Origin of the sequence: Acinetobacter sp. Q186-3 (genome assembly GCF_013420655.1) — a bacterium.
Lineage (GTDB): Bacteria > Pseudomonadota > Gammaproteobacteria > Pseudomonadales > Moraxellaceae > Acinetobacter > Acinetobacter indicus.
Window position 1 is genome coordinate 35,354 of sequence record NZ_VOXS01000009.1, and the last position, 23,228, is coordinate 58,581.

Annotated in this window: 18 protein-coding genes and 1 riboswitch; of the genes, 3 read left to right on the forward strand and 15 right to left on the reverse strand. The window is 47.9% G+C overall.

Features of this window, described 5'->3' with window-relative positions; translation table 11 throughout:
- Window positions 1–76 precede the first annotated feature (76 nt).
- Window positions 77–2,020 carry an acetate--CoA ligase gene (acs, locus tag FTT64_RS09455; protein WP_104483887.1) on the reverse strand — a complete coding sequence of 648 codons (1,944 nt, stop codon included), beginning with the start codon at window positions 2,018–2,020 and terminating at the stop codon, window positions 77–79.
- Window positions 2,021–2,363: 343 nt separating this feature from the next.
- Between acs and FTT64_RS09460 the strand changes: the two genes are divergently transcribed.
- On the forward strand, window positions 2,364–3,335 hold the full coding sequence (locus FTT64_RS09460) for a mechanosensitive ion channel family protein (RefSeq protein WP_016658753.1): 972 nt from the start codon (window positions 2,364–2,366) through the stop codon (window positions 3,333–3,335).
- Here FTT64_RS09460 and FTT64_RS09465 read toward each other — a convergent pair.
- The 5 genes from FTT64_RS09465 to prfB all read right to left on the reverse strand — a co-directional run bounded on the left by FTT64_RS09465 (window position 3,321) and on the right by prfB (window position 8,298).
- Window positions 3,321–4,031 (reverse strand): 16S rRNA (uracil(1498)-N(3))-methyltransferase, encoded by a 711-nt coding sequence (locus tag FTT64_RS09465; RefSeq protein ID WP_005180773.1) that lies wholly within the window; start codon window positions 4,029–4,031, stop codon window positions 3,321–3,323. The two genes, FTT64_RS09460 and FTT64_RS09465, sit on opposite strands and share 15 nt — an antisense overlap.
- Window positions 4,032–4,225: 194 nt before the next feature.
- On the reverse strand, window positions 4,226–5,506 hold the full coding sequence (locus FTT64_RS09470) for a 3-deoxy-D-manno-octulosonic acid transferase (protein WP_180182308.1): 1,281 nt from the start codon (window positions 5,504–5,506) through the stop codon (window positions 4,226–4,228).
- Between the two features lie 106 nt (window positions 5,507–5,612).
- The gene (locus FTT64_RS09475; RefSeq protein WP_163145393.1) at window positions 5,613–6,692 is read right to left on the reverse strand and encodes an alkene reductase; all 1,080 of its coding nucleotides are present in this window, start codon (window positions 6,690–6,692) and stop codon (window positions 5,613–5,615) included.
- A 44-nt stretch (window positions 6,693–6,736) separates the two neighbouring features.
- The gene (locus FTT64_RS09480) at window positions 6,737–7,036 is read right to left on the reverse strand and encodes a helix-turn-helix transcriptional regulator (RefSeq protein WP_104489264.1); all 300 of its coding nucleotides are present in this window, start codon (window positions 7,034–7,036) and stop codon (window positions 6,737–6,739) included.
- 166 nt (window positions 7,037–7,202) lie between these two features.
- A protein-coding gene (prfB, locus tag FTT64_RS09485; protein WP_104470758.1) for a peptide chain release factor 2 occupies window positions 7,203–8,298 on the reverse strand; the annotation gives its coding sequence in 2 pieces (ribosomal slippage) (window positions 7,203–8,225 and window positions 8,227–8,298; 1,095 coding nt in all).
- A 514-nt stretch (window positions 8,299–8,812) separates the two neighbouring features.
- Here prfB and FTT64_RS09490 point away from each other — a divergent pair.
- Complete coding sequence (locus tag FTT64_RS09490; RefSeq protein WP_005180785.1) at window positions 8,813–9,589, forward strand: putative porin; 777 nt, start codon at window positions 8,813–8,815, stop codon at window positions 9,587–9,589.
- Window positions 9,590–9,760: 171 nt separating this feature from the next.
- Window positions 9,761–10,498, forward strand: a complete 738-nt coding sequence (locus FTT64_RS09495) for a putative porin (RefSeq protein ID WP_180182309.1) — start codon at window positions 9,761–9,763, stop codon at window positions 10,496–10,498.
- A gap of 51 nt (window positions 10,499–10,549) precedes the next feature.
- On the opposite strand, the gene recJ is transcribed toward FTT64_RS09495, so the two are convergent.
- From recJ to aceE, 9 genes are all read right to left on the reverse strand, one after another.
- The gene (gene recJ, locus FTT64_RS09500) at window positions 10,550–12,250 is read right to left on the reverse strand and encodes a single-stranded-DNA-specific exonuclease RecJ (protein WP_180182310.1); all 1,701 of its coding nucleotides are present in this window, start codon (window positions 12,248–12,250) and stop codon (window positions 10,550–10,552) included.
- The gene (gene pdxH / locus FTT64_RS09505; RefSeq protein WP_005180791.1) at window positions 12,251–12,907 is read right to left on the reverse strand and encodes a pyridoxamine 5'-phosphate oxidase; all 657 of its coding nucleotides are present in this window, start codon (window positions 12,905–12,907) and stop codon (window positions 12,251–12,253) included.
- 11 nt (window positions 12,908–12,918) lie between these two features.
- Window positions 12,919–14,256 (reverse strand): phosphoglucosamine mutase, encoded by a 1,338-nt coding sequence (glmM, locus tag FTT64_RS09510; RefSeq protein WP_005180793.1) that lies wholly within the window; start codon window positions 14,254–14,256, stop codon window positions 12,919–12,921.
- A gap of 126 nt (window positions 14,257–14,382) precedes the next feature.
- Window positions 14,383–15,849, reverse strand: a complete 1,467-nt coding sequence (gene guaB, locus FTT64_RS09515) for an IMP dehydrogenase (RefSeq protein WP_005180795.1) — start codon at window positions 15,847–15,849, stop codon at window positions 14,383–14,385.
- Between the two features lie 179 nt (window positions 15,850–16,028).
- On the reverse strand, window positions 16,029–16,394 hold the full coding sequence (locus FTT64_RS09520; RefSeq protein ID WP_180182311.1) for a YkgJ family cysteine cluster protein: 366 nt from the start codon (window positions 16,392–16,394) through the stop codon (window positions 16,029–16,031).
- A 109-nt stretch (window positions 16,395–16,503) separates the two neighbouring features.
- Entirely contained in the window at window positions 16,504–17,301 is a 798-nt protein-coding gene (locus FTT64_RS09525; protein ID WP_005180798.1) for an MBL fold metallo-hydrolase, read from the reverse strand.
- Between the two features lie 183 nt (window positions 17,302–17,484).
- Window positions 17,485–18,060, reverse strand: coding sequence for a TMEM165/GDT1 family protein (locus FTT64_RS09530; RefSeq protein WP_016658743.1), 576 nt, complete (start codon window positions 18,058–18,060; stop codon window positions 17,485–17,487).
- A 71-nt stretch (window positions 18,061–18,131) separates the two neighbouring features.
- Window positions 18,132–18,272, reverse strand: a riboswitch (yybP-ykoY riboswitch).
- A gap of 112 nt (window positions 18,273–18,384) precedes the next feature.
- A complete protein-coding gene (locus FTT64_RS09535; RefSeq protein ID WP_180182312.1) occupies window positions 18,385–20,406 on the reverse strand; it encodes a 2-oxo acid dehydrogenase subunit E2 in 2,022 nt (673 codons plus the stop codon).
- A 2-nt stretch (window positions 20,407–20,408) separates the two neighbouring features.
- On the reverse strand, window positions 20,409–23,111 hold the full coding sequence (gene aceE, locus FTT64_RS09540) for a pyruvate dehydrogenase (acetyl-transferring), homodimeric type (protein ID WP_104505658.1): 2,703 nt from the start codon (window positions 23,109–23,111) through the stop codon (window positions 20,409–20,411).
- Between the last annotated feature and the right edge of the window lie 117 nt (window positions 23,112–23,228).

The following is a 23,228-nucleotide window of genomic DNA, read 5'->3' on the forward strand; positions in this document are numbered from 1 at the left end:
CATCGTGTCCAGCTATGCTACACGGTTTTCAGTATAAAAATACCGCCTACGAGAGGCGGTATCTTAATATTTATTTTTAACGGCTGGCTTGCACCGTGGCAATCAGCTGATCTACCACTTGTGGTTCTGCCAGGGTTGAGGTATCGCCCAGACTATCCAGCTCATTGGCGGCAATTTTTCTCAAGATCCGGCGCATGATTTTACCGGAACGGGTTTTTGGTAAGGCCGGTGCCCAATGCAGCGCATCTGGAGTGGCCACCGGTCCCAGATTTTTCCGGACCCAGTTGACCAGTTCGGTACGCAGCTCATCACTTTCTGTCACGCCGGCTTGCAAGGTAACAAAGGTACAAATGCCCTGACCTTTAATATCATGCGGCATGCCCACCACCGCGGCTTCGGCCACCGCATCATGTGCCACCAGCGCACTTTCAATTTCAGCCGTGCCTAGGCGGTGTCCGGAAATATTCAGGACATCATCGACCCGGCCGGTAATCCAGTAATAGCCATCTTTATCGCGGCGCGCGCCATCTCCGGTAAAGTAACTGCCCGGATAGGTGGCAAAATAGGCTTCAATAAAGCGAGCCGGATCGCCCCAGATGGTGCGCATTTGCCCTGGCCAGGAATCCTTGATAATCAGGTTACCTTCGGCTTCACCTTCCAGCTCATTACCTTCAGCATCGACCAGGGCCGGTTGTACCCCAAACAGCGGACGCGTGGCCGAGCCCGGTTTCAGTGGCGTTGCGCCCGGCAGCGGCGACATCAGAATCCCGCCGGTTTCGGTTTGCCACCAGGTATCCACAATTGGGCAGCGGCTTTCACCAACCACGGTGTAGTACCAGTTCCAGGCTTCCGGGTTAATCGGTTCACCAACCGAACCAAGCAGACGTAGACTGCTGCGGTCACTTTCCCGTACAAAGCTGTCGCCTTCACGCATCATGGCGCGAATCGCAGTGGGTGCGGTATATAAAATCGTGACGTTGTGTTTATCAATCAAATGCCCGGTGCGCGCCCAGGTCGGATATTGCGGCACCCCTTCAAACATCACTGTGGTGGTGCCATTCGATAATGGCCCGTAAATTACATAGGAGTGCCCGGTCACCCAGCCGACATCGGCGGTACACCAGAACACATCATCCTGTTTAATATCAAACACTTCACGGAAGGTACTGTTGACATAAGTCAGATAACCGCCGGTGGTGTGCAGCACCCCTTTCGGCTTACCGGTCGAGCCGGAAGTATATAAAATAAATAACGGGTCTTCGGCATTCATTGGCTCAGGCGGGCAAATTTCATTGACCGTCATGATTTCCATGTGATACCACAGGTCACGCCCGGCTTTCATTTCAATCGGGTTACCGGTCCGGTGGACCACAATCACATTCTGCACCGACTCGGTACCGGCCACAGTAAGGGCCTGATCGACATTGGCCTTTAAATAAATCGGCTTGCCGCCGCGCATGGCCGAATCCGCGGTAATCACCAGTTTGGCCTGACTGTCTTCAATCCGGCTGGCCAGCGAATCTGGAGAGAATCCCCCAAACACCACACAATGCACCGCGCCAATCCGGGCACAGGCCAGCATGGCAATGGCAGCCTCGGATACCATTGGCATATACAGCACTACGCGGTCGCCTTTGGTGACGCCATTTTTTTTCAGCACATTGGCAAAGCGGCAGGTTTCATCGTACAGCTCACGGTAGGAAATAATTTTATGTCGTGAAGGATGGTCACCTTCCCAGATAATTGCCGGTTTATAAGGATGTTCTTTTAAATGCCGGTCCAGACAGTTGGCACTAACATTGAGCTGGCCATCGGCAAACCATTCAATCTTGAAATTGTCCGGATCAAAATTGGTATTTTTGACCTGGGTAAACGGTTTAATCCAGTCCAGACGCTTGGCCTGCTCGGCCCAGAACTCGTCGGGTTGTTCAATGGATTGCTGATAACGTTCGAAATATTCTGCCTCGTTGGTACGCGCAGTTTTCTTAAATTCTTCGGGTACAGGATAGATCTCATTCATATTATACTTCCTTGATCTTCTCTCATCTCATCACGAGATGTATGCCACATTCTTGATTTTTTATTTCTGCATATCAGCAGTATGACGCTTATTTTTTCTCCACCACAATCATGCTTTGGTCGTAGCGATTGATTTAATTTTAAGCACAGATACACCAGCAGATTCAATGTCTTTGCCGTACTTTTCAGTATAAAAGCGGTAGCTTTATCTATAAAAACCACCCGCTTGTAGCCAAAACTGCAGTGTACTTTGCAAAAATCGGCAGCGCGCTTGCAGAATGTTTATTAAAATCCGGCCGGATTTCAGGCAAAATACGATTTTATTGCTGAGGACTGGCAGATTCGTGGCCGAAGAAAAAACCCAACTGGGCGAAGTCACCCAAGAAACTTCCGAGCTGATTCAACAGGCCACGGAAAAAACCACCCAGAAAGTCATTGAACATACCCATAAATACAATGATGCCTATTCTGCTATTGATAAAATCATGGAAGGCTTCTGGGAGCGTGTGCCCTATTTCCTGATCGCGCTTGGCGTGATTCTGATTTTCTGGCTGATTGCCCAGCTGTTTAAATTTTTTGTGAAAAAAACCTTATCCAACCGCAGTTATACCCGGCAAAATCTGGTGCTGGTACTGAACCGGGTTGGCAGTTCGGTGATTATCTTCTTCGGTTTCTTAATTGGTCTGGTGATTGCCATTCCTGGTTTTACCCCAAGCCAGCTGATGAGCGCCCTCGGGATTGGCTCGGTTGCCATTGGCTTTGCCTTTAAGGATATTTTCCAGAACCTGCTTTCCGGCGTGCTGATTTTACTGGGTGAGCCCTTTAAGATTGGCGACAGCATTCTGGTGAATGGATTAGAAGGTACGGTCGAAGATATCCAGATTCGCGCCACCTTTTTACGCTCGGCCGATGGTCGCCGCATTGTGATTCCCAATGCCACGGTCTATACCAGCGCCATTACTGTCAATACTGCCTTTCCACGCCGCCGCTGTGAATTTGTGGTCGGCATTGGCTATGAAGATGACATTCAGAAAGCCAAAGATCTGGTGATGTGCATTCTGAAACGTGACCCGACCATTCTGACCCAGCCGGAATTTAGCGTTAATGTCGATGCGCTGGCCAATTTCTCGGTCAATTTACGCGTGCAATGGTGGATTAATACCAGCGAAACCAATAGCGCGGCATCTATCAGTAAAATTCAGGAAGAAGTCATTCAAAGCTTTGCCGAACAGGGCATTTCCATTCCTTACCCGGTGCAGGAAGTGAAAGTCTATCGCGGTGATCCATCGGTGGCAGACAGCTCAGAGGCTAAATAATCGTCCCAGCACATACGGAATCACAGTTTCTGTACGGATAATCCGGTTACCCAGACTCACCGCCTGGCAGCCGTTATGTATCAAAAGATCGACCTCATAAGGAATAAAACCACCTTCCGGCCCAATCACAATGCTACAGGGATGCTGAATCGCGGCAGGCATGCGCATCTCTGCATAGGGATGTGCCACATAGGCAGGACAATCGGCGCTAATCAGACCCGGTAAAACATCTTCAACAAAGGGTTTAAAGCGTTTGTACAATTCAACTTTTGGTGCAATGGTATCGCCAGCCTGCTCCAGCCCCAGTTCAATATAATGCTCCAGCTGCTGTAAAAATGGCGTCTGCCAGTAGCTTTTATCGACCCGATAGCTATGCATCAGGATAATTTTTTCCACCCCGACCGTGACTGCATCCATAATTAAACGGCGCAGCACTTTCGGACGTGGTAAAGCCACAATTAACGTCACTGGCAATTTTGCTGGCACAGCTTCTTCTTTTAACGGTTTTAGACGAACTGTTTTGTCTGTAATTTCGATAATTTCCGTGAGATACCGTTTGCCTTCACGAATCCCAACTTTCAGGGTATCACCAACCTGAATATCCAGATGCTGTTGCAAATGCGCTAACTGCCGCGTTGAACTAATCGACCACAGTTCAGATTCAGTTTGGCGAGGATCAAGAAGGACAATATTCATAAAAAAATAACTCAACAAATCCATCACTGGATAGGCGGAAACGTCATCCACAACGGTCCGAGGCAGGACTCCTTTTGCCGAAACAAAAGTAAAAGAAGAAGAGTTCCTGGCATTAAATCGATAAAGAGAAGGCTCAGTTTTAATCTGATCTCGTAAATCCATGAAAATCAGCTTCTTTACCCATCAGAATATCATCAAAGATATTGATCAATTACCTGAATATGCTTTGCCAGTGAACCCTGATTCTGCTGCATAATCTTTTGTGCTGCAGTATTTAAAGTCAGTGCTTTGGAGGAATCCGATAAGATCTCCAGCATGGTCTGTGCCGCTTGTTCAGCATTCTCTACCACCACCACCGCTTGAGCGTCGACAAACTCATCGACAATGGTCTGGAAGTTAAAATAATTCTTACCCAGAATAGTCGGCACATGCAGCGCTATCGGCTCCAGAATATTGTGTCCACCGCCCGGTTCATTTAAAGAACCGCCGACATAACAGGCCTGACTCAGACCGTACCAGAGCCACATTTCGCCCATTGAATCGGCCAGATAGACCTGGGTATCCGCTTCAATAGTTTGTCCCAAACTGCGGCGTTGGGTACGCAAATCCAAGGCCTGTGCCGCGTGAAAGACGTCATCAAAACGTTCCGGATGGCGCGGTACCACAATACAAACCAGCACCGGATCTGCCATCAGGGCTAGTTTTAACGCGGCCAGCACGTCTTTTTCTTCCGGTGCATGGGTGCTGGCCAGGGTGATCACTTTACGACCTGCCAGCTGCCAGTCCTGCTGCAACATTTTGGCCTGTTCAATAAAGGCCGGCGGTGCACTAATATCAAATTTAACACTGCCTACCACCTGGGTCTGTTCAGCAACTGCACCGAGTGCCGCAAAGCGGCTATGTGAGGCCTGATCTTGCACCAACAGCTGCGTCAAACCCTGCAACATCGCCCGGGTCAGGCCGGAGACTTTGGCATAGCCTTTGGCCGATTTTTCGGACAGACGCGCATTCAGCAACAGGCACGGCACATGGAAGTTTTGGGCCTGATCAATCAGGTTCGGCCACAGCTCGGTTTCCATTAACAGCAATAATTTCGGCTGATATTTCTGATAAAAATCCCGAATCAGATGTTTTTGATCGGCTGGTAAATAAACGGCCTGAAATAAATTTAAATAGGGTTCTTTAAGAAAAAGAGCTTTAGCACGTGCCTGTCCGGTTTTGGTAGTGTTGGTGACCAGCACCGGATGACCGGCTTTTAAATAATGTTCAATTAAAGGCTGGGCCGCGTTGGTTTCTCCCACCGAGACCACATGAAACCAGATCGCCTGCAGATTTTTCGGCGGCTGAAATGGCCCGAAACGCTCTACAATTTCCTGCTGATACTGCGCTTCACTCTCGGCCCGCTTTTTAATACGCGACCGATACAACGGTTTTAGAACAGATAACGCTGCGTTATACCAAAACGGAGTAGCCAAAGAGATGCCTCAAACTGATTTTTTGCCCTGAGAATATAACAGAGCCCTATCCGCATGTTAATGGATATGGCTCCAAATAAAAAAGCACAGCAATAACGTGGCTGCTTTAGTCGGCAGTCACCACGCTTTCAGCCAGGCTTGGATAATCGGTATAGCCTGCTGCACCCTGCACCCCAATCATGGTCTCTAGCTGCAGTTCATTTAGCGGTGCATCATCCAGCAAACGTTCATATAAATCCGGGTTGGCAATATAAGCCTTACCAAAAGACACGGCATCGGCTTTGCCCGAAGCCAGCAGTTCAATCGCATCGGCACGGCTTAAACGCATATTGGCAATGTAGGGAACACCACCTGAACGCTGTTTCATATACTCGGAAATACTGTCTTCTGCCAAATATTCACGGGTAAAGAAAAACGCGATCTGGCGTTTACCCAATTCCTGCATCACATAGCCAAATGTTTCACGTGGATCATCATCACCCATATCATGCTCATCACCGCGCGGTGCAAGGTGTACACCCACACGTCCAGCACCCCAGATCTCAATCAAGGCATCCACCACTTCGAGCAGGAAACGGGCACGGTTTTCAACCGAACCGCCATACTGATCTTCACGCTGGTTGGTCTTGCTTTGCAGGAACTGGTCAATTAAATAACCATTGGCCGCGTGCAGTTCTACCCCGTCAAAACCGGCGTCTTTGGCACGTATCGCCGCCTGTTTATATTGCGCAGTAATCGCGTGAATTTCAGCAATTTCTAGCGGACGTGGCAGCACATAAGGACGTTTTGGACGCAGCAAGCTGACATGACCAGCCTGTTGCACAGCGCTGGCAGACACCGGCGTTTCGCCTTGAAGTAAATCGGGATGTGACACCCGGCCCACATGCCATAACTGCGCCACAATTAAACTGCCGCGCTCATGCACTGCATGGGTGACCCGCTTCCAGCCTTCAACCTGAGCATCGCTAAACAGGCCCGGAGTATTTAAATAGCCATTGGCTTCTTCAGAAATGACTGTGGCTTCAGAAATAATCAGACCGGCGCTGGCACGCTGGGCATAATATTCCGCCATTAATGCCGTCGGAACGCGATCATCCGTAGCCCGACTACGGGTTAAGGGTGCCATCACCACACGATTTTTTAACTGGAGTTGACCCAGGGTTAAGGGAGTATTAAGTTCTGCCATAGATGCCTCTGCAGCTGCACGCGACCAAACAGATGCTGTTTGTCTTAGAGTGAGCTTTCTAAAAATTCAATATATTGCTGAATCAGGGCTTCGTTGCGGGAGAAATAGGACCATTGACCATGTTTTTCAGCCTGAATTAAACCAGCTTGCTGTAAAACAGATAAATGATTGGACATGGTCGACTGCGACACCTTACCGAGTTTTTCGATATTGCCGGCACAGACGCCACGTTGAAAGCCACCGCACTGCTCTTCTGACAAAAACTGTTCCGGATGTTTTAACCAGAGCAAGATCTGTCGGCGCGTCGGATTGGCTAAGGCTTTAAAAATTAAATCAATATCCATAATTCAGGCACGTCGCATCAGGCTGTGTTCAAGGAACGCAACAAAGCACTATTCAGTGTTCCTATCCAATATATCGTATTTTTTCGATTTATATATCGATTTTTTTAGATATATTGATTTTACACCGCTAGTGCCTTGTTGTTGATACTTTCTTATTGCCAGCGGCTTAAAGCCCCTGCTTTAAGCTCGCTTCAATAAATTTGTCCAGATCACCGTCCAGCACTGCACCTGTGTTGGAGTTTTCGACACCGGTACGCAAATCTTTAATCCGCGAGTCATCCAGTACATAAGAACGGATCTGGCTGCCCCAGCCGATATCTGACTTGGAATCTTCAAGCGCTTGCGCTGCTTCGTTACGTTTGTTCATCTCCAGTTCATAGAGTTTGGCACGCAACTGTTTCCAGGCATGGTCACGGTTGGCATGTTGCGAACGCTGGTTCTGACAGGCCACCACAATACCGGTTGGAATGTGGGTTAAACGTACGGCAGAGTCAGTTTTGTTAATATGCTGACCACCGGCACCCGAGGCACGATAGGTATCGGTACGGACATCTGACGGATTGATTTCAATTTCAATATTGTCATCTACTTCAGGTGAAACGAACACTGCAGAGAATGAAGTATGACGGCGGTTACCCGAGTCAAATGGTGACTTACGCACCAAACGATGGACGCCCGATTCAGTCCGCAACCAGCCATAGGCATACTCGCCTTCTACACGAATAGTCGCAGATTTAATCCCGGCCACATCACCGTCTGATTCTTCCATCAGCTCGGCCTTAAAGCCATGACGCTCAATCCAGCGCATATACATACGCAGTAGCATTGAAGCCCAGTCTTGTGCTTCGGTACCGCCAGAACCGGCCTGAATTTCGACATAGCACGGGTTCGGGTCCATTGGATTGTTAAACATCCGGCGGAATTCAAGTTTTGCCAACTCTTCTTCAGCGGCGCTCAATTCGGCCTGCACATCTTCCAGCATGGCTTCTTCATCGGCTTCCACCGCCAGATCCAGCATTGCCTGCGCATCTTCGAGCTGTGTTGCCAGACCGTCTAATACATTCAGAACGTTCTCAAGCTCGCCTTTTTCTTTGGCCATGGCTTGGGCGCGGTTCTGGTCATTCCAGATGGCCGGATCTTCCAATTCACGGAGAACTTCTTCTAAACGCTCTTTTTTCAGATCGTAGTCAAAGATACCCCCGTAGTGTTTGACCACGTTCGTTCAAGTCTTTTAGCTGGTTTAGATAAGGATTAATTTCCACGTGAATGCTCTCAAAAAATATCGATAAAACCCGTGTATTGTAGCATAGAGCCAATCAGGAGTAAGAGGCGCCTGCATCCACTCAACTAAAATGATGGATATAAACTTAGACGACCATGATGGGCACAACCTACAGAGACCAGCAAACTAGAAGAAAGATCAAGAAAAAAACGCATTTAAAATTCGGTTTAATTGCCCGTTCTTGGCTTTCAAATTGATAAAAATGAAATTTTTCATCTTTCGCAAAAGGGTTTTACAAAGCCGCATCATAACTTATAATACAGCGCAAAAATTATACAAATTGACCTAAATTCACAGAATCTCCATACTTTTAATAAAACAAAACATTAATTATTTTCTATTATTTATCAATATCTTAAAATTAATCAATTACACAATATTACAGCTGAAACAATGCGGTAACTTTTGCTGGATTGACCAAAATTTTATTTGGCCTAGACTGAAGTTGTAACAAAAAATTAAACAGTCAACCTGATTTCAGAGGGGTAAGATCCATGAAAAAACTAGCAATTGCTTCAGCACTTTTATCTGTATTCGCAGTCGCAGGTACAGCACATGCATACCAAGCTGAAATTGGTGCTTCTGCAGGATTAATTGATCCAGATCATGGCGGCACAAGTGGTTCTTTTGGTGTAGATGGTACCTATTACTTTAACCCTGTTCAAACGCGTAATGCGCCTTTGGCAGAAGCAGCCTTCCTTGATCGTGCCAGCAACGTGAATGCGCAATATCAATATGATGAAGTCGGTGATGGTGAAGCGCATCGTTATGGCGTAGGCGCTGAGTACTTTGTACCAAACTCAGATTTCTACTTGAGCGGTAATGTCAATGGTCATGATTTAAAAGACAATGATGACTTTGACAATGACTTAACCACCTATGGTGCCGAAGTAGGTTATTTACCAGCACCGGGTCTGTTAATTGCCGCAGGTGTGAAAGGTTGGGACAATGACTATGACGACGGTGTAGACCCTACCTTACGTGCCAAATATGTCACCACTTTAAGCAATGGTAAAGACATTAACCTTGAAGCCGGTGCAGCGTTCGGTGATCTGGACGAATACAACCTGGCAGCAGATTACTACATTGATAAAACCCTGAGTATCGGTGCAGATTATTACAACAATGATCTGAACGACAACAGCGAGTTTGGTATCAATGCCCGTAAATTCTTCACCCCACAAGTCAGCCTTGAAGGTCGTGTCGGTTTCGGTGAAGCAGGTAGCAACGACTACAACCGCTTTGGTGTAGCAGCGAAATACCGCTTCTAATCTGTATAGAAACGCATAAATCGTAAAAAAACCCATCTTCGGATGGGTTTTTTGCACTGATAAGAAGCATTTAGGTAGTTTTTGCACATTGACTGAGCGAATATAAACTGTACAATTTGTTACAACTGTTCATAAAACAGTCATATTTTTATAACAAAGAGAGAACTCTAAATGCTTAAACAACTTGCTCTTGCTACAGCGCTTATTACCAGCCTAGGAACTGCACATGCTTACCAAACTGAAGTTGGAGCCTCAATTGATATTATTGATCAAGATCAGGGTGGTTCAGATGTAGGTTTTGCGATTGATGGAACGTATTACTTCAATCCAGTTCAAGTTAAGAACTATCCTTTAAATGAAGCAGCCTTTTTAAACCGTGCCAGTAATGTAAATGGCGCTTTAAGCTATCTGGATGATTCTGAAACATTTGGAATTGGTGCAGGTGTTGAATACTTCGTTCCAAATTCAGATTTTTACTTAAGTGGTAGTATTGCTCATTTTGATAACGATTTAGGGGATCAAACAGGCTATACCGCTGAAGTCGGTTATTTACCTGTACCAGGCTTATTAGTTGCGCTTGGTCTTGTCGGTATCTCTCAAGATGATGCAGATGATGAAATTGATCCGACTTTACGTGCAAAATATGTAAGCCAAGTTGGTGCTTACGACATGAATTTTGAGGGTGGTGCAAGCTTCGGTGATATTGATGCTTATAATCTAGGTGCAGACTTATACCTCGACAAAACTTTCAGTGTCGGTCTTGGATTCTCTGATTCCGACCTCGAAGGTACTGATGTATTTACCATTCGTGCCAAGAAATTCTTTAATCAGCAAGTTAGCCTAGAAGGCTCAATTAATTTTGGTGACAATGCTGATATCTTTGGTGTACGTGGTGCATACCGCTTCTAATCCCTCCGATTAAAAGTCAAAAAACCGCTCACTCGAGCGGTTTTTTATGGCCTATTGTTCTAAATGGATAATCCGCATTTGCAGGCTGACATTGCCATTAAAGACATTTTTATCCAGCTCATACACCAAGCGCGTATCTTTCATCGGATCAAATTCATATTTATCGGCTGCATTGAAGGCGATCGCATCAATCACCTGCCCATTTTCCAAAGCCACGCGTAATTTAAGATGTACATCTTTGAGCCAACGATAATCCACAATCTGAAATTGCCCCTCAAAAATTGGCGGTGGAAATTTCTGCCCCCACGGCGCCAAGTGCTGCAAGGTATGCACAGTGTCTAAATGAAAATCCTCTACCGGCAATTCGCCATCGGTCCATAAGGTGGCCTGAAACAGCTCAGGGTCCATGCTGGCAATCAGCTGTTCAAAAATCTGCCTAAATTCCTGAAAATGAGCTTTTTGAATGGTCAGTCCGGCCGCAGCTGCATGTCCACCAAAATGGCTGACCAGATGCGGATACTGCTCGGCTACCTGTTCAATCGCATCACGGATATGAATACCATCAATGGAACGTGCCGACCCTTTAATATGAATACCATCTTCATCAGCCGCAAACACAATACTCGGGCGATGGAACTGTTCTTTCAGCCGACCTGCGACAATACCAATCACCCCTTGATGCCAATGCGGCTCAAACATGATTAAGGCCGCAGGCAGTTCGCTAGCATCGAGCTGGATTTTTTCCAGTTCCTGCAATGCTTCCTGCTTGATCTGCCCTTCAACCTGACGGCGTTCTACATTTAACTGGTTTAACTGTTCAGCGAAGCGATAAGCAGTTTGTGCATCATTGGCCAGCAGACATTCAATACCAATATCCATGGTTTCCATTCGGCCCGCGGCATTAATCCGTGGTCCCAACACAAAACCTAAATCCTGGGCTTTTAGGCTGGCTGCCTCTCGTCCGGCTATATCCAGCAGTGCTGAAATTCCCGGCCGACACAGATGTTGCTGGATTTTTTTCAGTCCGGCATCCACCAGAATACGGTTGTTATAGTCCAGACTGGCCACATCGGCATAGGTGCCCAAGGCCACCAGATCCAGATATTGGGTCAGATTAGAACTGGATTTGCCTTGTTTTTTACGATAGCTGGACAGGTTGGCCAAGACATAAAATGCTACCCCGACGCCCGCCAAGGCTTTACTTGGAAATTCGCAGCCGAGCTGGTTCGGATTGACGACGGCATCCGCCGCTGGTGTGGCTTTGGTGGTCAGGTGATGGTCGGTAATAATAACCTGCATACCATGTGCTTGCGCCCGTTCCACGCCGGCATGACTGGAAATACCATTATCAACGGTAATTAATAAATCAGGCTGAAAACGGGTAAAGGCCAGATCGGCAATTGCCGGGGTCAGGCCATACCCATATTTAAACCGGTCCGGCACCAGATACTGCACTTTGGCACCCAATTCACGCAAGGCCAGTACCATTAAGGCGGTACTAGTGGCACCATCGGCATCATAATCACCGACAATGACAATCTCTTTGTGCTCGTCAATGGCCTGATCCAGAAGCTGAATGGCCTGATCCAGCCCTTTCATGGTCGGCGCCAGCAAGTATTTCAGCTTCAGTTCCAGTTCCTGCTCGGATTGCACACCACGTCGCGCCAAAATCTGGGCAATCAACGGCGTCACGCCCTGAAAACTTTCAGGGCGTGTCAGAAAAGGTCGTTGTTTAATCTGTATATTCGACATTTAAGGCATCAATCGTTGCAGTGTCCATGCCCCATCGGTTTTTTCATAACTTAAACGGTCATGTAAACGATTCGGGCGCCCCTGCCAAAATTCATAATAATCCGGTTCCAGACGATAACCGCCCCAGAATTCCGGCTTGCTCAGTACATCCTGCTCACCCACCTGGGCAGCAAGCTGTGCAAAACGCTGTTGCAACGCTTCACGGCTGGCAATCACACCACTTTGCGGGGTACTGATATGCGCCGCAATCTGGCTGTCACGTGGACGCTTGTTATAGTACAGATGCGACTCTTCCTCCGGAATTTTACTCACCCGGCCGCTAACCCGAATCTGGCGTTCCAGTTCCGGCCAGTAAAACAGCAATTCCGCATAAGGATTTTCCAGTAAGTCGGTGCCTTTCTGGCTGTCATAGTTGGTATAAAAGTCATAACCAAGTTCGGTTGCACCGCGCAGTAGCACGGTACGCACATGCGGACGGCCCTGCGCATTGGCTGTGGCCAAAGACATGGCATAGGGTTCATGCAGTTTGATTTCCAATGCATGATTAAACCAGTTTAAGAACTGCTGATGTGGATCAGCCAAAGCGGCTGACTCATGCAGCTCGCCTTTTTGATAGCTTAAACGTAATTCACTTAAGTCTTTAATTAAATCAGACATCTATACTCCCCTTAGGCAGCAATCGCATGATGACGCACGGCATCGGCCAGATGGTTGGCCAGTACGGTCACTTCCTGCTGGTCATCCCCTTCGACCATTACACGAATCACCGGTTCAGTGCCTGACTTACGAATCAGGATACGGCCACGGCCTTGCAGCTGCGCTTCTGCTTTACCAAATTCTTCCACTAAAGCGGGCACGGCATACGGGTCAAACATGGCCTCTAAACGTACATTCACCAGCACTTGCGGGAACAGTTTAAAATCGGCAACCAGTTCATGCAGGGCTTTGCCCTGCTCTACCATGACGGTTAAGACCTGTAATGCGGCAATAATCGCATCACCAGTGGTGCTTTTATCCAGAGTCAGGACATGGCCCGATGGCTCACCGCCGATATTCCAGCCATTTTCCTCAAGCGCCTGCAACACATAGCGGTCACCAACTTTGGCGCGAACAAACTCGACTCCAGCTTTTTCTAACGCCAGTTCCAGTGCCATATTGCTCATGACAGTTCCGGCAATACCTGCCGGTTTGTTTTTGGCCTGCGTCGCCAGAATATAAAGGATATGATCACCGGTGATCTGCTCACCATTTTTGTCAACCATAATCACCCGGTCAGCATCGCCATCAAAGGCAATGCCCAAATCCGCCTGATGTTCTACCACCGCCTGCTGTAACTGTTCCGGATGGGTCGAACCACAATCTTCATTAATATTCAGACCATCTGGGGTGTTATATAGCGGAATGACCTTGGCACCCAGCTCTTTAAATACCGCCGGACCAACGTTATAGGCTGCACCATTGGCACAGTCCACCACAATTTTTAAATGGTTCAGATCGAAATGATAAGGAAAGGTCGATTTACAGAATTCGATATAACGTCCGGCAGAGTCTTTAACGCGGAAGCTTTTACCCAGATTGGCGTTATCTTCAATCTGAATTTCATTTTCGAGCTCTTGATTAATCGCTTCCTGCAGTTCATCCGGCAGTTTTTTGCCTTCGCTGGAGAAGAATTTAATCCCGTTATCAAAATACGGGTTATGCGATGCAGAAATGACAATGCCCAGACTGGCATGTAAAGCACGGGTTAAATGTGCAATCGCGGGGGTCGGCAATGGCCCCAGTAAATGTACATAAATACCGGCAGCGTTCAGACCAGCCTGTAGCGCCGATTCCAGAATATAACCTGACAGACGGGTATCTTTGCCCAGTACCACAATCGGTTTATTTTTCTTGCTGTATTTTTTTAAAACTTTACCTGCCGCGAAACCTAGTTTCAATGCAAACTCTGGTGTAATTGGAAGCTCCCCAAACTTGCCACGTATACCATCGGTCCCAAAATAACTCATGTCTTACTCACTTCTTATAGGGTTATGGTGATTTTCATCATCCTGTTTCAACACGCTTACTTTACACCAAAATTAAAAAAGCCGTCACATTTATGACGGCTTTTCTATAAGGCGAATTACCAAAAATCAACCAACGCGATAGTTCGGTGCTTCTTTGGTAATGGTCACATCATGCACGTGAGATTCAGACATACCGGCTGCAGTAATCTTCACGAATTTGGCATTCTGACGCAGGTCTTCAATGGTTGAAGAACCGGTATAACCCATTGATGAACGTAAACCACCCATCATCTGATGCACGATATTACCCATTGGGCCTTTGTACGGTACGCGACCTTCAATACCTTCTGGCACCAGTTTTTCAGCACCGGCTTTAGAGTCCTGGAAGTAACGGTCTGCAGAACCGGTTGCACCCGCCATGGCACCCAATGAACCCATACCACGATAAGCCTTGTAATAACGGCCCTGGAAGAATTCAACTTCGCCCGGTGCTTCTTCAGTACCAGCCAGCAGTGAACCGACCATAATCGTGCTGGCACCTGCGCCAATCGCTTTGGCCATATCGCCAGAGAAACGGATACCACCATCCGCGATCAATGGAATCTGTTCTTTTAATGCATTTGCTACAGAGTCAATCGCCGAGATTTGCGGCATACCAATACCGGCCACAATACGGGTGGTACAGATAGAACCCGGACCAATACCGACTTTCACTGCATCTGCACCGGCATCTAATAACGCAAGCGCAGCATCACCCGTTGCGATGTTACCACCAATCACTTGCACTTGCGGATAGTTCTGTTTTACCCAGCGTACGCGTTCAATTACACCGGCAGAGTGACCGTGTGCAGTATCGACTACAATCACGTCCACACCAGCTTCAACCAGCGCTTCTACACGGCTTGGGGTTTCTACACCGGTACCGACTGCAGCACCTACGCGTAAACGACCGAGGTCATCTTTACAGCTGTTTGGATAAAGTTCGGCTTTACGGAAATCGGTGACCGTAATTAAACCACGCAGTTCGTTGTTCTCACCCACCACCAGTACTTTTTCAATACGGTGCTGTTGCAACAGTGCCTGGATATTTTCTTTTGATTCGCCTTCACGCACCGTCACCAGACGGTCCTGACCGGTCATGATGTTGCTGACCGGCTGCTCCAGATTGGTTTCAAAGCGTGTATCACGACCGGTGACGATGCCCACCACTTTGCCATCTTTCACCACAGGCACACCGCTGATGTTGTTGGCTTGAGTTAAGGCAATCAGTTCACGTACTGTGGTTTCTGGGGTCACAGTGATCGGGTCTTTGACCATACCGGCTTCAAATTTTTTCACACGACGTACTTCAGCCGCCTGCGCTGCGATATCCATGTTTTTATGCAGGATACCAATACCGCCATTTTGCGCCATTGCAATGGCCATACGGGATTCAGTCACCGTATCCATGGCTGCAGACACAAGAGGAATATTCAGATTAATGCCGCGAGTTAAACGTGTCTTTAGAGAGACATCTTTTGGGAGGACAGTTGAGTAGGCAGGGAGTAATAAGACATCATCGAAGGTTAGCGCTTCTTGAACGATGGTCAACATAACAGTCTCACTGGTAATTTCCGTGCGCTATTATAAACAAATCTTGCTATAAATTTCATTTGTTATTGCATAAATAATTATTTATTCCGCACATCCTGACAATTCGGATGAGTTTGCTGATGAAAAAAGCAGGCCATGGCCTGCTTTTCTACGATAACAGCATCTGGATGCTGAAGTCTTTAACTGACCCGGTCAAAATCCGGATCCTGGCCATCATTGGCCGCTTCGACCAGCACTAAAGGAATCAGGTTATGCGCACGGCGTGCCTTATTGCACTGCTCATCGGCAATCTGTACCTCTTTGCAACTGGAACTGCGCTGCTCGTACATAGAGCAGCTGACCTGTTGTCCGACCGTTCCCTCCAGCGCAATACAACGCGGATTGGTCTGATTGGTCCCTTTCATGCATGAATAGAGGGCATTTACCGGTTCGGTATAATGCTCAGGCATGGGAATGCCTTCTGCCCAGTAAAATGAAACTCTAAAATAGGTGCAGCATGCGCCGCAGCTAAGACACGCATCTGAGGAAGCAACTTGAGACAACATTGTTAAAATTCTCGTCATCAAAAAAGAGTTTTTTTGGGGAAGAAAATATAAAAAATGTTGTTTTTACACTCAAGTTATTTTTTCAGTTTTTTTTACGCGATTTTTTGGCTTAAGTCGGACAGGTAAATACCGACTCATCCATCAGGTCGACACCGCATTCCAGCGTTTCAATCCAGTCCAGGAACTGGTTGATCTGCTCCTTGCCCACAAACGCGGTACCATGCTGCGGTACAATCATTTCGACATCCATTTGACGCACCATATTCACCCATAAACGGATGACTTTATTGGCACACATATAACGCTGATGGAAAGCTTTCATTTTTGGAATATGCGCGGCAAAGTTTTCTAACGGCTTGGACGCATCTTCGACCATTGAAGCGCCCATATCGCCGGAAAACAGGATTTTGGCCACCGGATCATAAAACTGGAAATTACCGACCGAATGCAGAAAATGCGCAGGAATGGCGACAATGGATGCCTGTCCCAATGGAATCACCTGGCCATGATCTGGCAGTTCAATCAGACGCTCCAGCCAGTTGCCTTTCATCCGGTCACTCATAAAGGCCGAGTTCAAGTGCGGCAAGAAACGCGCCCACAATTTCGAAGCCACCACTTTGGCATCGGTATACACCAGCCAGCGCGGCATTGAGGTAATAATATCCGGGTCCTGATGTGATGCCATCACATAGTCCAGATTGGTCAGGCGGGTATATTTATTCAGTTCCATGGTTAGCGGTACATAGGTCAAATCGCCGCCCGGGTCCAGAACTGCGGCACGGTCATTGTCCAGAATCAGAAACTGGTTGGCCTGTACGCCCTCACCTTTGACCAGACTGGTGAAACTGATACATTTATGCGTGCCATTATCAAATAATACTTGTGATGTGGTGCGATCGAACGCCATACCTTGTCCCCAAAAAAATCTTATCTTTACATTAAATTTTTAATTCCCTATAAAATAAAGGGTATTCCGCCAACTTACAATCAATATACAATTTAACTTTCAACTATTTTGTAGAAGCACGGGTCAGGTTCAGCCCATAAAAAAGCCCAACCGGGAAGATTGGGCCAAAATCAGTAGCAGCCTTTAAAAGAAATAATATTGCAACAAGGTGCTGACCCCGATGATCAGGAAAATCAGTGCACCAATTTTATGAATCAAGGATACCGGTAATTTCTCTGCCATTTTATTGCCGATAAATACTGCCGGCGCATTGGCAATCATCATCCCCAAGGTGGTGCCAATCATCACCCAGAAAATACTGTCAAAACGCGCAGCCAGCGCCACGGTTGCAATCTGGGTTTTATCGCCAATTTCTGCCAAGAAGAACAGAATAAAGGTGGCACCAAACACTCCGTATTTCTGCCATTTGTTGATACTTTCATTTTCATCATCCAGCTGATCCGGAATCAGCATCCAGATCGCCATTCCAATAAAACCGAGTGCCAGAATCCAGCGCAGAATTTCAGGACTTAAAATGGTGGTAATCCATTGTCCCAAGGCTGCAGATAAACCGTGATTGATCAGGGTAGCGGCCAGAATCGCCAGCAGAATTGGCAGCGGTTTACGGAAGCGGGCCGCCAGTAACAGGGCCAACAGCTGGGTTTTATCACCCATTTCGGCCAAAGCGACAATTGCAGTTGAGATCAGGAATTCATACATGATGGATTTCTCTGGCTAGCACACATACCAATGACCTATCCCTCCTGCTAGCCAAATCTGCAGAGTGATAAATCAAAGGTCTTGCCAACAAAAGAAAGCTTGAGAAAAGCATTTTGGTTCTTTGCTATGATGACCATGCCCTGTTGAGCAAATATGTTGACCATCACCTTTTTACTTTGCGTAAAAAGCGGCTACTCCCCAATGAAGTGCTGTTATTGTAATCGGCCACAGAAAAAACTCAAGTACCAAAAGCAAAAACCCTGCCGAAGCAGGGTTTTTTCAACTTTGCGTGTTCTCCGTCACAGAGAAACACCAAGCGGAGTTTTAGATTAACAAAGTCCGGATATCTTTGAGCAGCTTGGTCAGCTTGTTGGTAAATCGGGCTGCATCTGCGCCATTAATCACACGGTGATCATAAGACAGCGACAACGGCAGCATTAAGCGTGGATCAAAGCCTTCGCCATTCCAGACCGGTTGCATGGTGGCTGGAGAAATCCCCAGAATTGCCACTTGCGGCCAATTCACCAGCGGCGTAAAGGCAGTACCACCAATTGCGCCAAGGCTGGAAATGGTAAAGTTGGCGCCTTGCAGGTCTTTCGGTGACAGTTTCTTGTCACGCGCTTTTTGGCCCAGCTCGCCCAATTCAACTGCAATCTGCTTAATTGATTTTTGATCCGGATTACGCAGTACCGGTACCGTCAGGCCATCTGGTGTCGCCACGGCGATGCCCATATGGATTTCATTGCGTAGCAGCACAGACTTGCCATCATCAGACAAGTGACCGGCAAACTCGCGTTCTTCTTTCAGCAAGTAGGCCACCGCCTTAATGATAAAGGCCATAATGGTCAGGCTGATGCCGTCTTTCTTGAGGTTGCCTTTCAGCTCATTGCGCCATGCTTCCAGTTCAGTGATATCTGCTGCATCAAACTGAGTTACTTGCGGAATGTAGTTGTTTAAAGACAGCTGCGGAATGGACACTTGCTGCAAGCGGGTTAAAGCTTTCTCTTCCACACCACCAAACGCATCGAAACTTGGCAATTTCGGCAAGCCCGATGGTGCTGCTGCCACCGCTGCGGCCGCCGGAGCAGTTTGCGGTGCTGTCAGACGCGACTTCACATAGGCCACCAAGTCTTCTTTCATAACCCGTGCATGTGGACCGGAAGCTTTGACATCGGCCAAGATGACACCCAGTTCACGTGCCAGTTTACGCACTGCAGGACCAGCATATACTTTCGAGTTCGCTGCATTTTGCTCTTTGGTGAGCTTGTCTGCAGTATGTGTACTCGGTACAGCGCTTGAGGCCTGTGCGGCTGCCGCAGCAGGTGCGGCTTTTTGTGCTGGCGCTTCAGCTTTTGCTGCTTGCGGTGCAGGCGCTGTCTGACCTTCCGCCTCAATAGTCACCAAGGCAATGCCTTCTGACACATTCTGGCCCAGCTCGACATGAATCGCCTTGATTACACCCGCGGCGGTACTTGGCACTTCAACCGTGGCCTTGTCCGATTCCACCACAATAATACTTTGATCTTTTTCGACCGTATCACCGACCTGAACCAGAATTTCTGCAACCGCGGCTTTATCAACCCCTAAATCCGGGACCTTCACTTCGACATCACCCGCCGGTGCTGCAGAAGCTGGCGCTGCTGGTTCAGCTTTGGGTTCAGGCGCCGCCTGAGCAGCGGGTTGCTGTTCGGCTTGAGCTTGCGACTGTTCAGCTGCTGGTGCTGCCTCTGCCGTGGCCACGGTCAGAATCACCACACCTTCTTTGACGCTATCGCCAGCCTGAATCTCAATAGAGGCCACCGTACCCGATACCGTACTTGGCACTTCCACCGTGGCTTTGTCCGATTCCACCACCACAATGCTCTGATCGACATCAATCTGATCGCCGACCTGAACCAGAATTTCACCAACCAGCGCTTTTTCTACACCAATATCCGGTACTTTCACTTCAACGGTTACAACGCTGCCAGCCGCTGCTGTCTGGTTTTGCGAGGCTGCCGCAGGTTGATGGCTGCTCACTTCCGCAATAATGTCCTGATCAGACAATGAGGTCGGGGTATTTTCCGACGTTTTTTGCGGTGCATCGGCCAGTTGTGGTTCAACAGTTTGTGAGGTCCCGTCTTCGGCTTCCAGTTCAATCAGCACTGCGCCTTCTGCGACTTCATCACCCTGATTGACCAGAATGCTTTTCACCACCCCGGCTGAAGTGCTTGGCACTTCAACAGAGGCTTTGTCCGATTCCAGCAGCACAATACTGTCATCGACCGCGATGCTATCGCCGACTTTGACCAGAATTTCGGCCACGGTGGCTTTATCTACACCAATATCAGGAGTCGTAATGTGCATGATTAGTTCTCCTCTTTGTAGTCAGCCACAGCGTGCAGCTCAGGCGTAGCCTGTGGTGCCCACGCGACCGGACGGTCGGTATCCAGCTCAAAGCTTGAAATGGCATCTTTGACCAGACGCGCATCAACTTCGCCTTCATCGGCCAGTTTCTTCAAGGTCGCCACCACAATGTGCGCGGCATCGACACCAAAGTAGCTACGCAGGTTGGCACGTGTATCCGAACGGCCATAACCATCTGTACCCAGCGCCACAAACGGACGGCTGTCTGGCAGATAAGCACGGATTTGTTCGCTATAAGCACGCATATGGTCAGTTGCAGATACCACAATACCGTCCGTACCACGCAGCTGTTTCGATACCCACGGCTCTTTGGCTTCTTCCGCTAGCGGATGCAGACGGTTGTATTCTTCGCATGCCATACCATCACGCGCCAGTTCGTTGAAGCTGGTCACGCTGTAGACATTGGAGTGAATCTGGTATTCCTCACGCAGGATTTTCGCGGCTTTAATCACTTCACGCAGAATCACGCCGGAACCAAGAAGCTGAACCGTGGCTTTCTCATCTTCTTCAAGCAGATACATACCACGCTTGATGCCTTCTTCAACGCCCTGTGGCATTTCAGGATGCTCGTAGTTCTCGTTCATAACCGTCAGGTAATAGAACACACGTTCCTGATTGACATACATGCGCTGTAAACCGTCATGGACGATAACCGCCAGTTCATAACCGAAACATGGGTCATAAGAGACACAGTTTGGAATGGTATTGGCCAGAATGTGCGAGTGACCGTCCTGATGCTGTAAACCTTCACCGTTCAGGGTAGTACGGCCTGCGGTTGCACCGAGCAAGAAACCTTGCGCCTGTGCATCACCGGCTGCCCAGGCAATGTCGCCAATCCGCTGGAAACCAAACATCGAGTAGTACATGTACATCGGAATCATTGGCAGGTTATTGGTCGAATAACTGGTCGCCAACGCCGCCCAGGCACTCATTGCACCGGCTTCGTTAATCCCTTCCTGCAGCATGTGACCGTCTTTGGCTTCACGGTAATGCATCAACTGTTCCTGGTCTTCCGGGGTATATTTCTGGCCATGTGCGGCATAAATACCCAGTTGACGGAACATGCCTTCCAGACCGAAGGTACGCGCTTCATCTGGAACAATTGGCACTACGCGGTCTTTAATGGCTTTTTCTTTTAACAGCGCAGAGATCAGGCGCACCATCACCATGGTGGTCGATTGTTCTTTACCGTTTGAACCTTTCAGCACTGCATCAAACACCGACAGCTCAGGAATCGCGAGAGATTCGCTGTCTTTACGACGTGCCGGCAAGTAGCCGCCCAGTGCTTCACGACGCGCCTTCATATATTTAATTTCAGGCGAGTTTTCACTTGGACGATAGAATGGCACTTCTTCCAGCTGCTCATCGGTAAATGGCAGGTTGAAACGGTTACGTACGTACTTCAATGATTCCAGCTGCATTTTCTTGATTTGGTGCGTCTTGTTCACCGCTTCAATTTCATCAGACAGACCATAACCTTTTACGGTTTTTGCCAGAATGACCGTTGGCTGACCTTTGGCCTTGGTCGCTTCTGCATAGGCAGCAAAAACTTTGTACGGATCATGACCACCACGGTTCAGATTATCAATATCTTCATCGCTCAGGTCTTTAACCAAAGCTTCTGCTTCTGGATATTTACCAAAGAAATGTGCGCGTGCATAAGCACCACCTTTCACCTGATAGCGCTGGTAATCACCATCTACTGCTTCTTCCATAATCGCTTTGAGTGCACCAGATTTGTCTTTATCCAGTAGCGGATCCCAATGACGACCCCAGACAACTTTAATCACGCGCCAGCCAGCACCACGGAATAATGACTCAAGTTCCTGAATGATCTTGCCATTACCACGTACCGGACCATCTAAACGCTGCAAGTTACAGTTCACCACCCAGATCAGGTTATCCAGCTTCTCACGACCCGCCAGTGAAATCGCACCCAGGCTTTCCGGCTCATCCATTTCGCCATCGCCCAGATAAGCCCAGACTTTACGGTCTTCTTCTTTGATCAGGCCACGGTTCATCAGGTATTTTTGAATATGCGCCTGATAGATCGACATGATCGGACCCAGACCCATGGATACGGTCGGGAACTGCCAGTAGTCTGGCATCAGGTATGGGTGTGGGTAAGATGGCAAACCTTTACCGCCGACTTCACGGCGGAAGTTATTTAAATGTTCTTCAGTCAGACGACCTTCAAGGAAAGAACGTGCATAGATACCCGGAGCACAGTGACCTTGATAATAGATCATGTCGCCGCCAAAGTTATCACTATTGGCACGGAAGAAATGGTTAAAGCCAACATCATAAAGGGTGGCAGAAGAAGCAAAACTGGCCAGGTGACCACCAAGATCATCGCCCGTTTTGTTAGCACGCAGCACCATCGCCAGTGCATTCCAGCGAATCAGGGCGCGGATACGACGCTCCATATCCTGATCACCCGGCATTGGTGGTTGCTCTTCAACTGAAATGGTATTTAAATAAGGCGTATTTAGACGCTGAATGGGAACGTGTTTCGCGATTGCCCGTTGATAAAGTTTTTCTAATAAAAATGCCGCACGCTCGGTTCCCATGTGCTGCAAAACTGAATCAAACGCGTCCTGCCACTCTTGGGTTTCCTGCGCGTCGGTATCACCATAATACGCCATAGTCGGTCATTCCTGAATCCTAATTATATGGTTTATATGTACCATATTTCTGCTTTCTAAAGGTATGGCCATCGGTGAATACGACTTTAGACTAGTATTTCGAGAAAAAATATCTAT

Coding starts and splice junctions, on each gene's coding strand:
- acs (WP_104483887.1), bottom strand. CDS start 2,020: ATGAATGAGATCTATCCTGTACCCGAAGAATTTAAGAAAACTGCGCGT.
- FTT64_RS09465 (WP_005180773.1), bottom strand. CDS start 4,031: ATGAATATTGTCCTTCTTGATCCTCGCCAAACTGAATCTGAACTGTGG.
- FTT64_RS09475 (WP_163145393.1), bottom strand. CDS start 6,692: ATGGCAGAACTTAATACTCCCTTAACCCTGGGTCAACTCCAGTTAAAA.
- FTT64_RS09480 (WP_104489264.1), bottom strand. CDS start 7,036: ATGGATATTGATTTAATTTTTAAAGCCTTAGCCAATCCGACGCGCCGA.
- FTT64_RS09490 (WP_005180785.1), top strand. CDS start 8,813: ATGAAAAAACTAGCAATTGCTTCAGCACTTTTATCTGTATTCGCAGTC.
- FTT64_RS09495 (WP_180182309.1), top strand. CDS start 9,761: ATGCTTAAACAACTTGCTCTTGCTACAGCGCTTATTACCAGCCTAGGA.
- recJ (WP_180182310.1), bottom strand. CDS start 12,250: ATGTCGAATATACAGATTAAACAACGACCTTTTCTGACACGCCCTGAA.
- pdxH (WP_005180791.1), bottom strand. CDS start 12,907: ATGTCTGATTTAATTAAAGACTTAAGTGAATTACGTTTAAGCTATCAA.
- glmM (WP_005180793.1), bottom strand. CDS start 14,256: ATGAGTTATTTTGGGACCGATGGTATACGTGGCAAGTTTGGGGAGCTT.
- guaB (WP_005180795.1), bottom strand. CDS start 15,849: ATGTTGACCATCGTTCAAGAAGCGCTAACCTTCGATGATGTCTTATTA.
- FTT64_RS09520 (WP_180182311.1), bottom strand. CDS start 16,394: ATGTTGTCTCAAGTTGCTTCCTCAGATGCGTGTCTTAGCTGCGGCGCA.
- FTT64_RS09525 (WP_005180798.1), bottom strand. CDS start 17,301: ATGGCGTTCGATCGCACCACATCACAAGTATTATTTGATAATGGCACG.
- FTT64_RS09530 (WP_016658743.1), bottom strand. CDS start 18,060: ATGTATGAATTCCTGATCTCAACTGCAATTGTCGCTTTGGCCGAAATG.
- FTT64_RS09535 (WP_180182312.1), bottom strand. CDS start 20,406: ATGCACATTACGACTCCTGATATTGGTGTAGATAAAGCCACCGTGGCC.
- aceE (WP_104505658.1), bottom strand. CDS start 23,111: ATGGCGTATTATGGTGATACCGACGCGCAGGAAACCCAAGAGTGGCAG.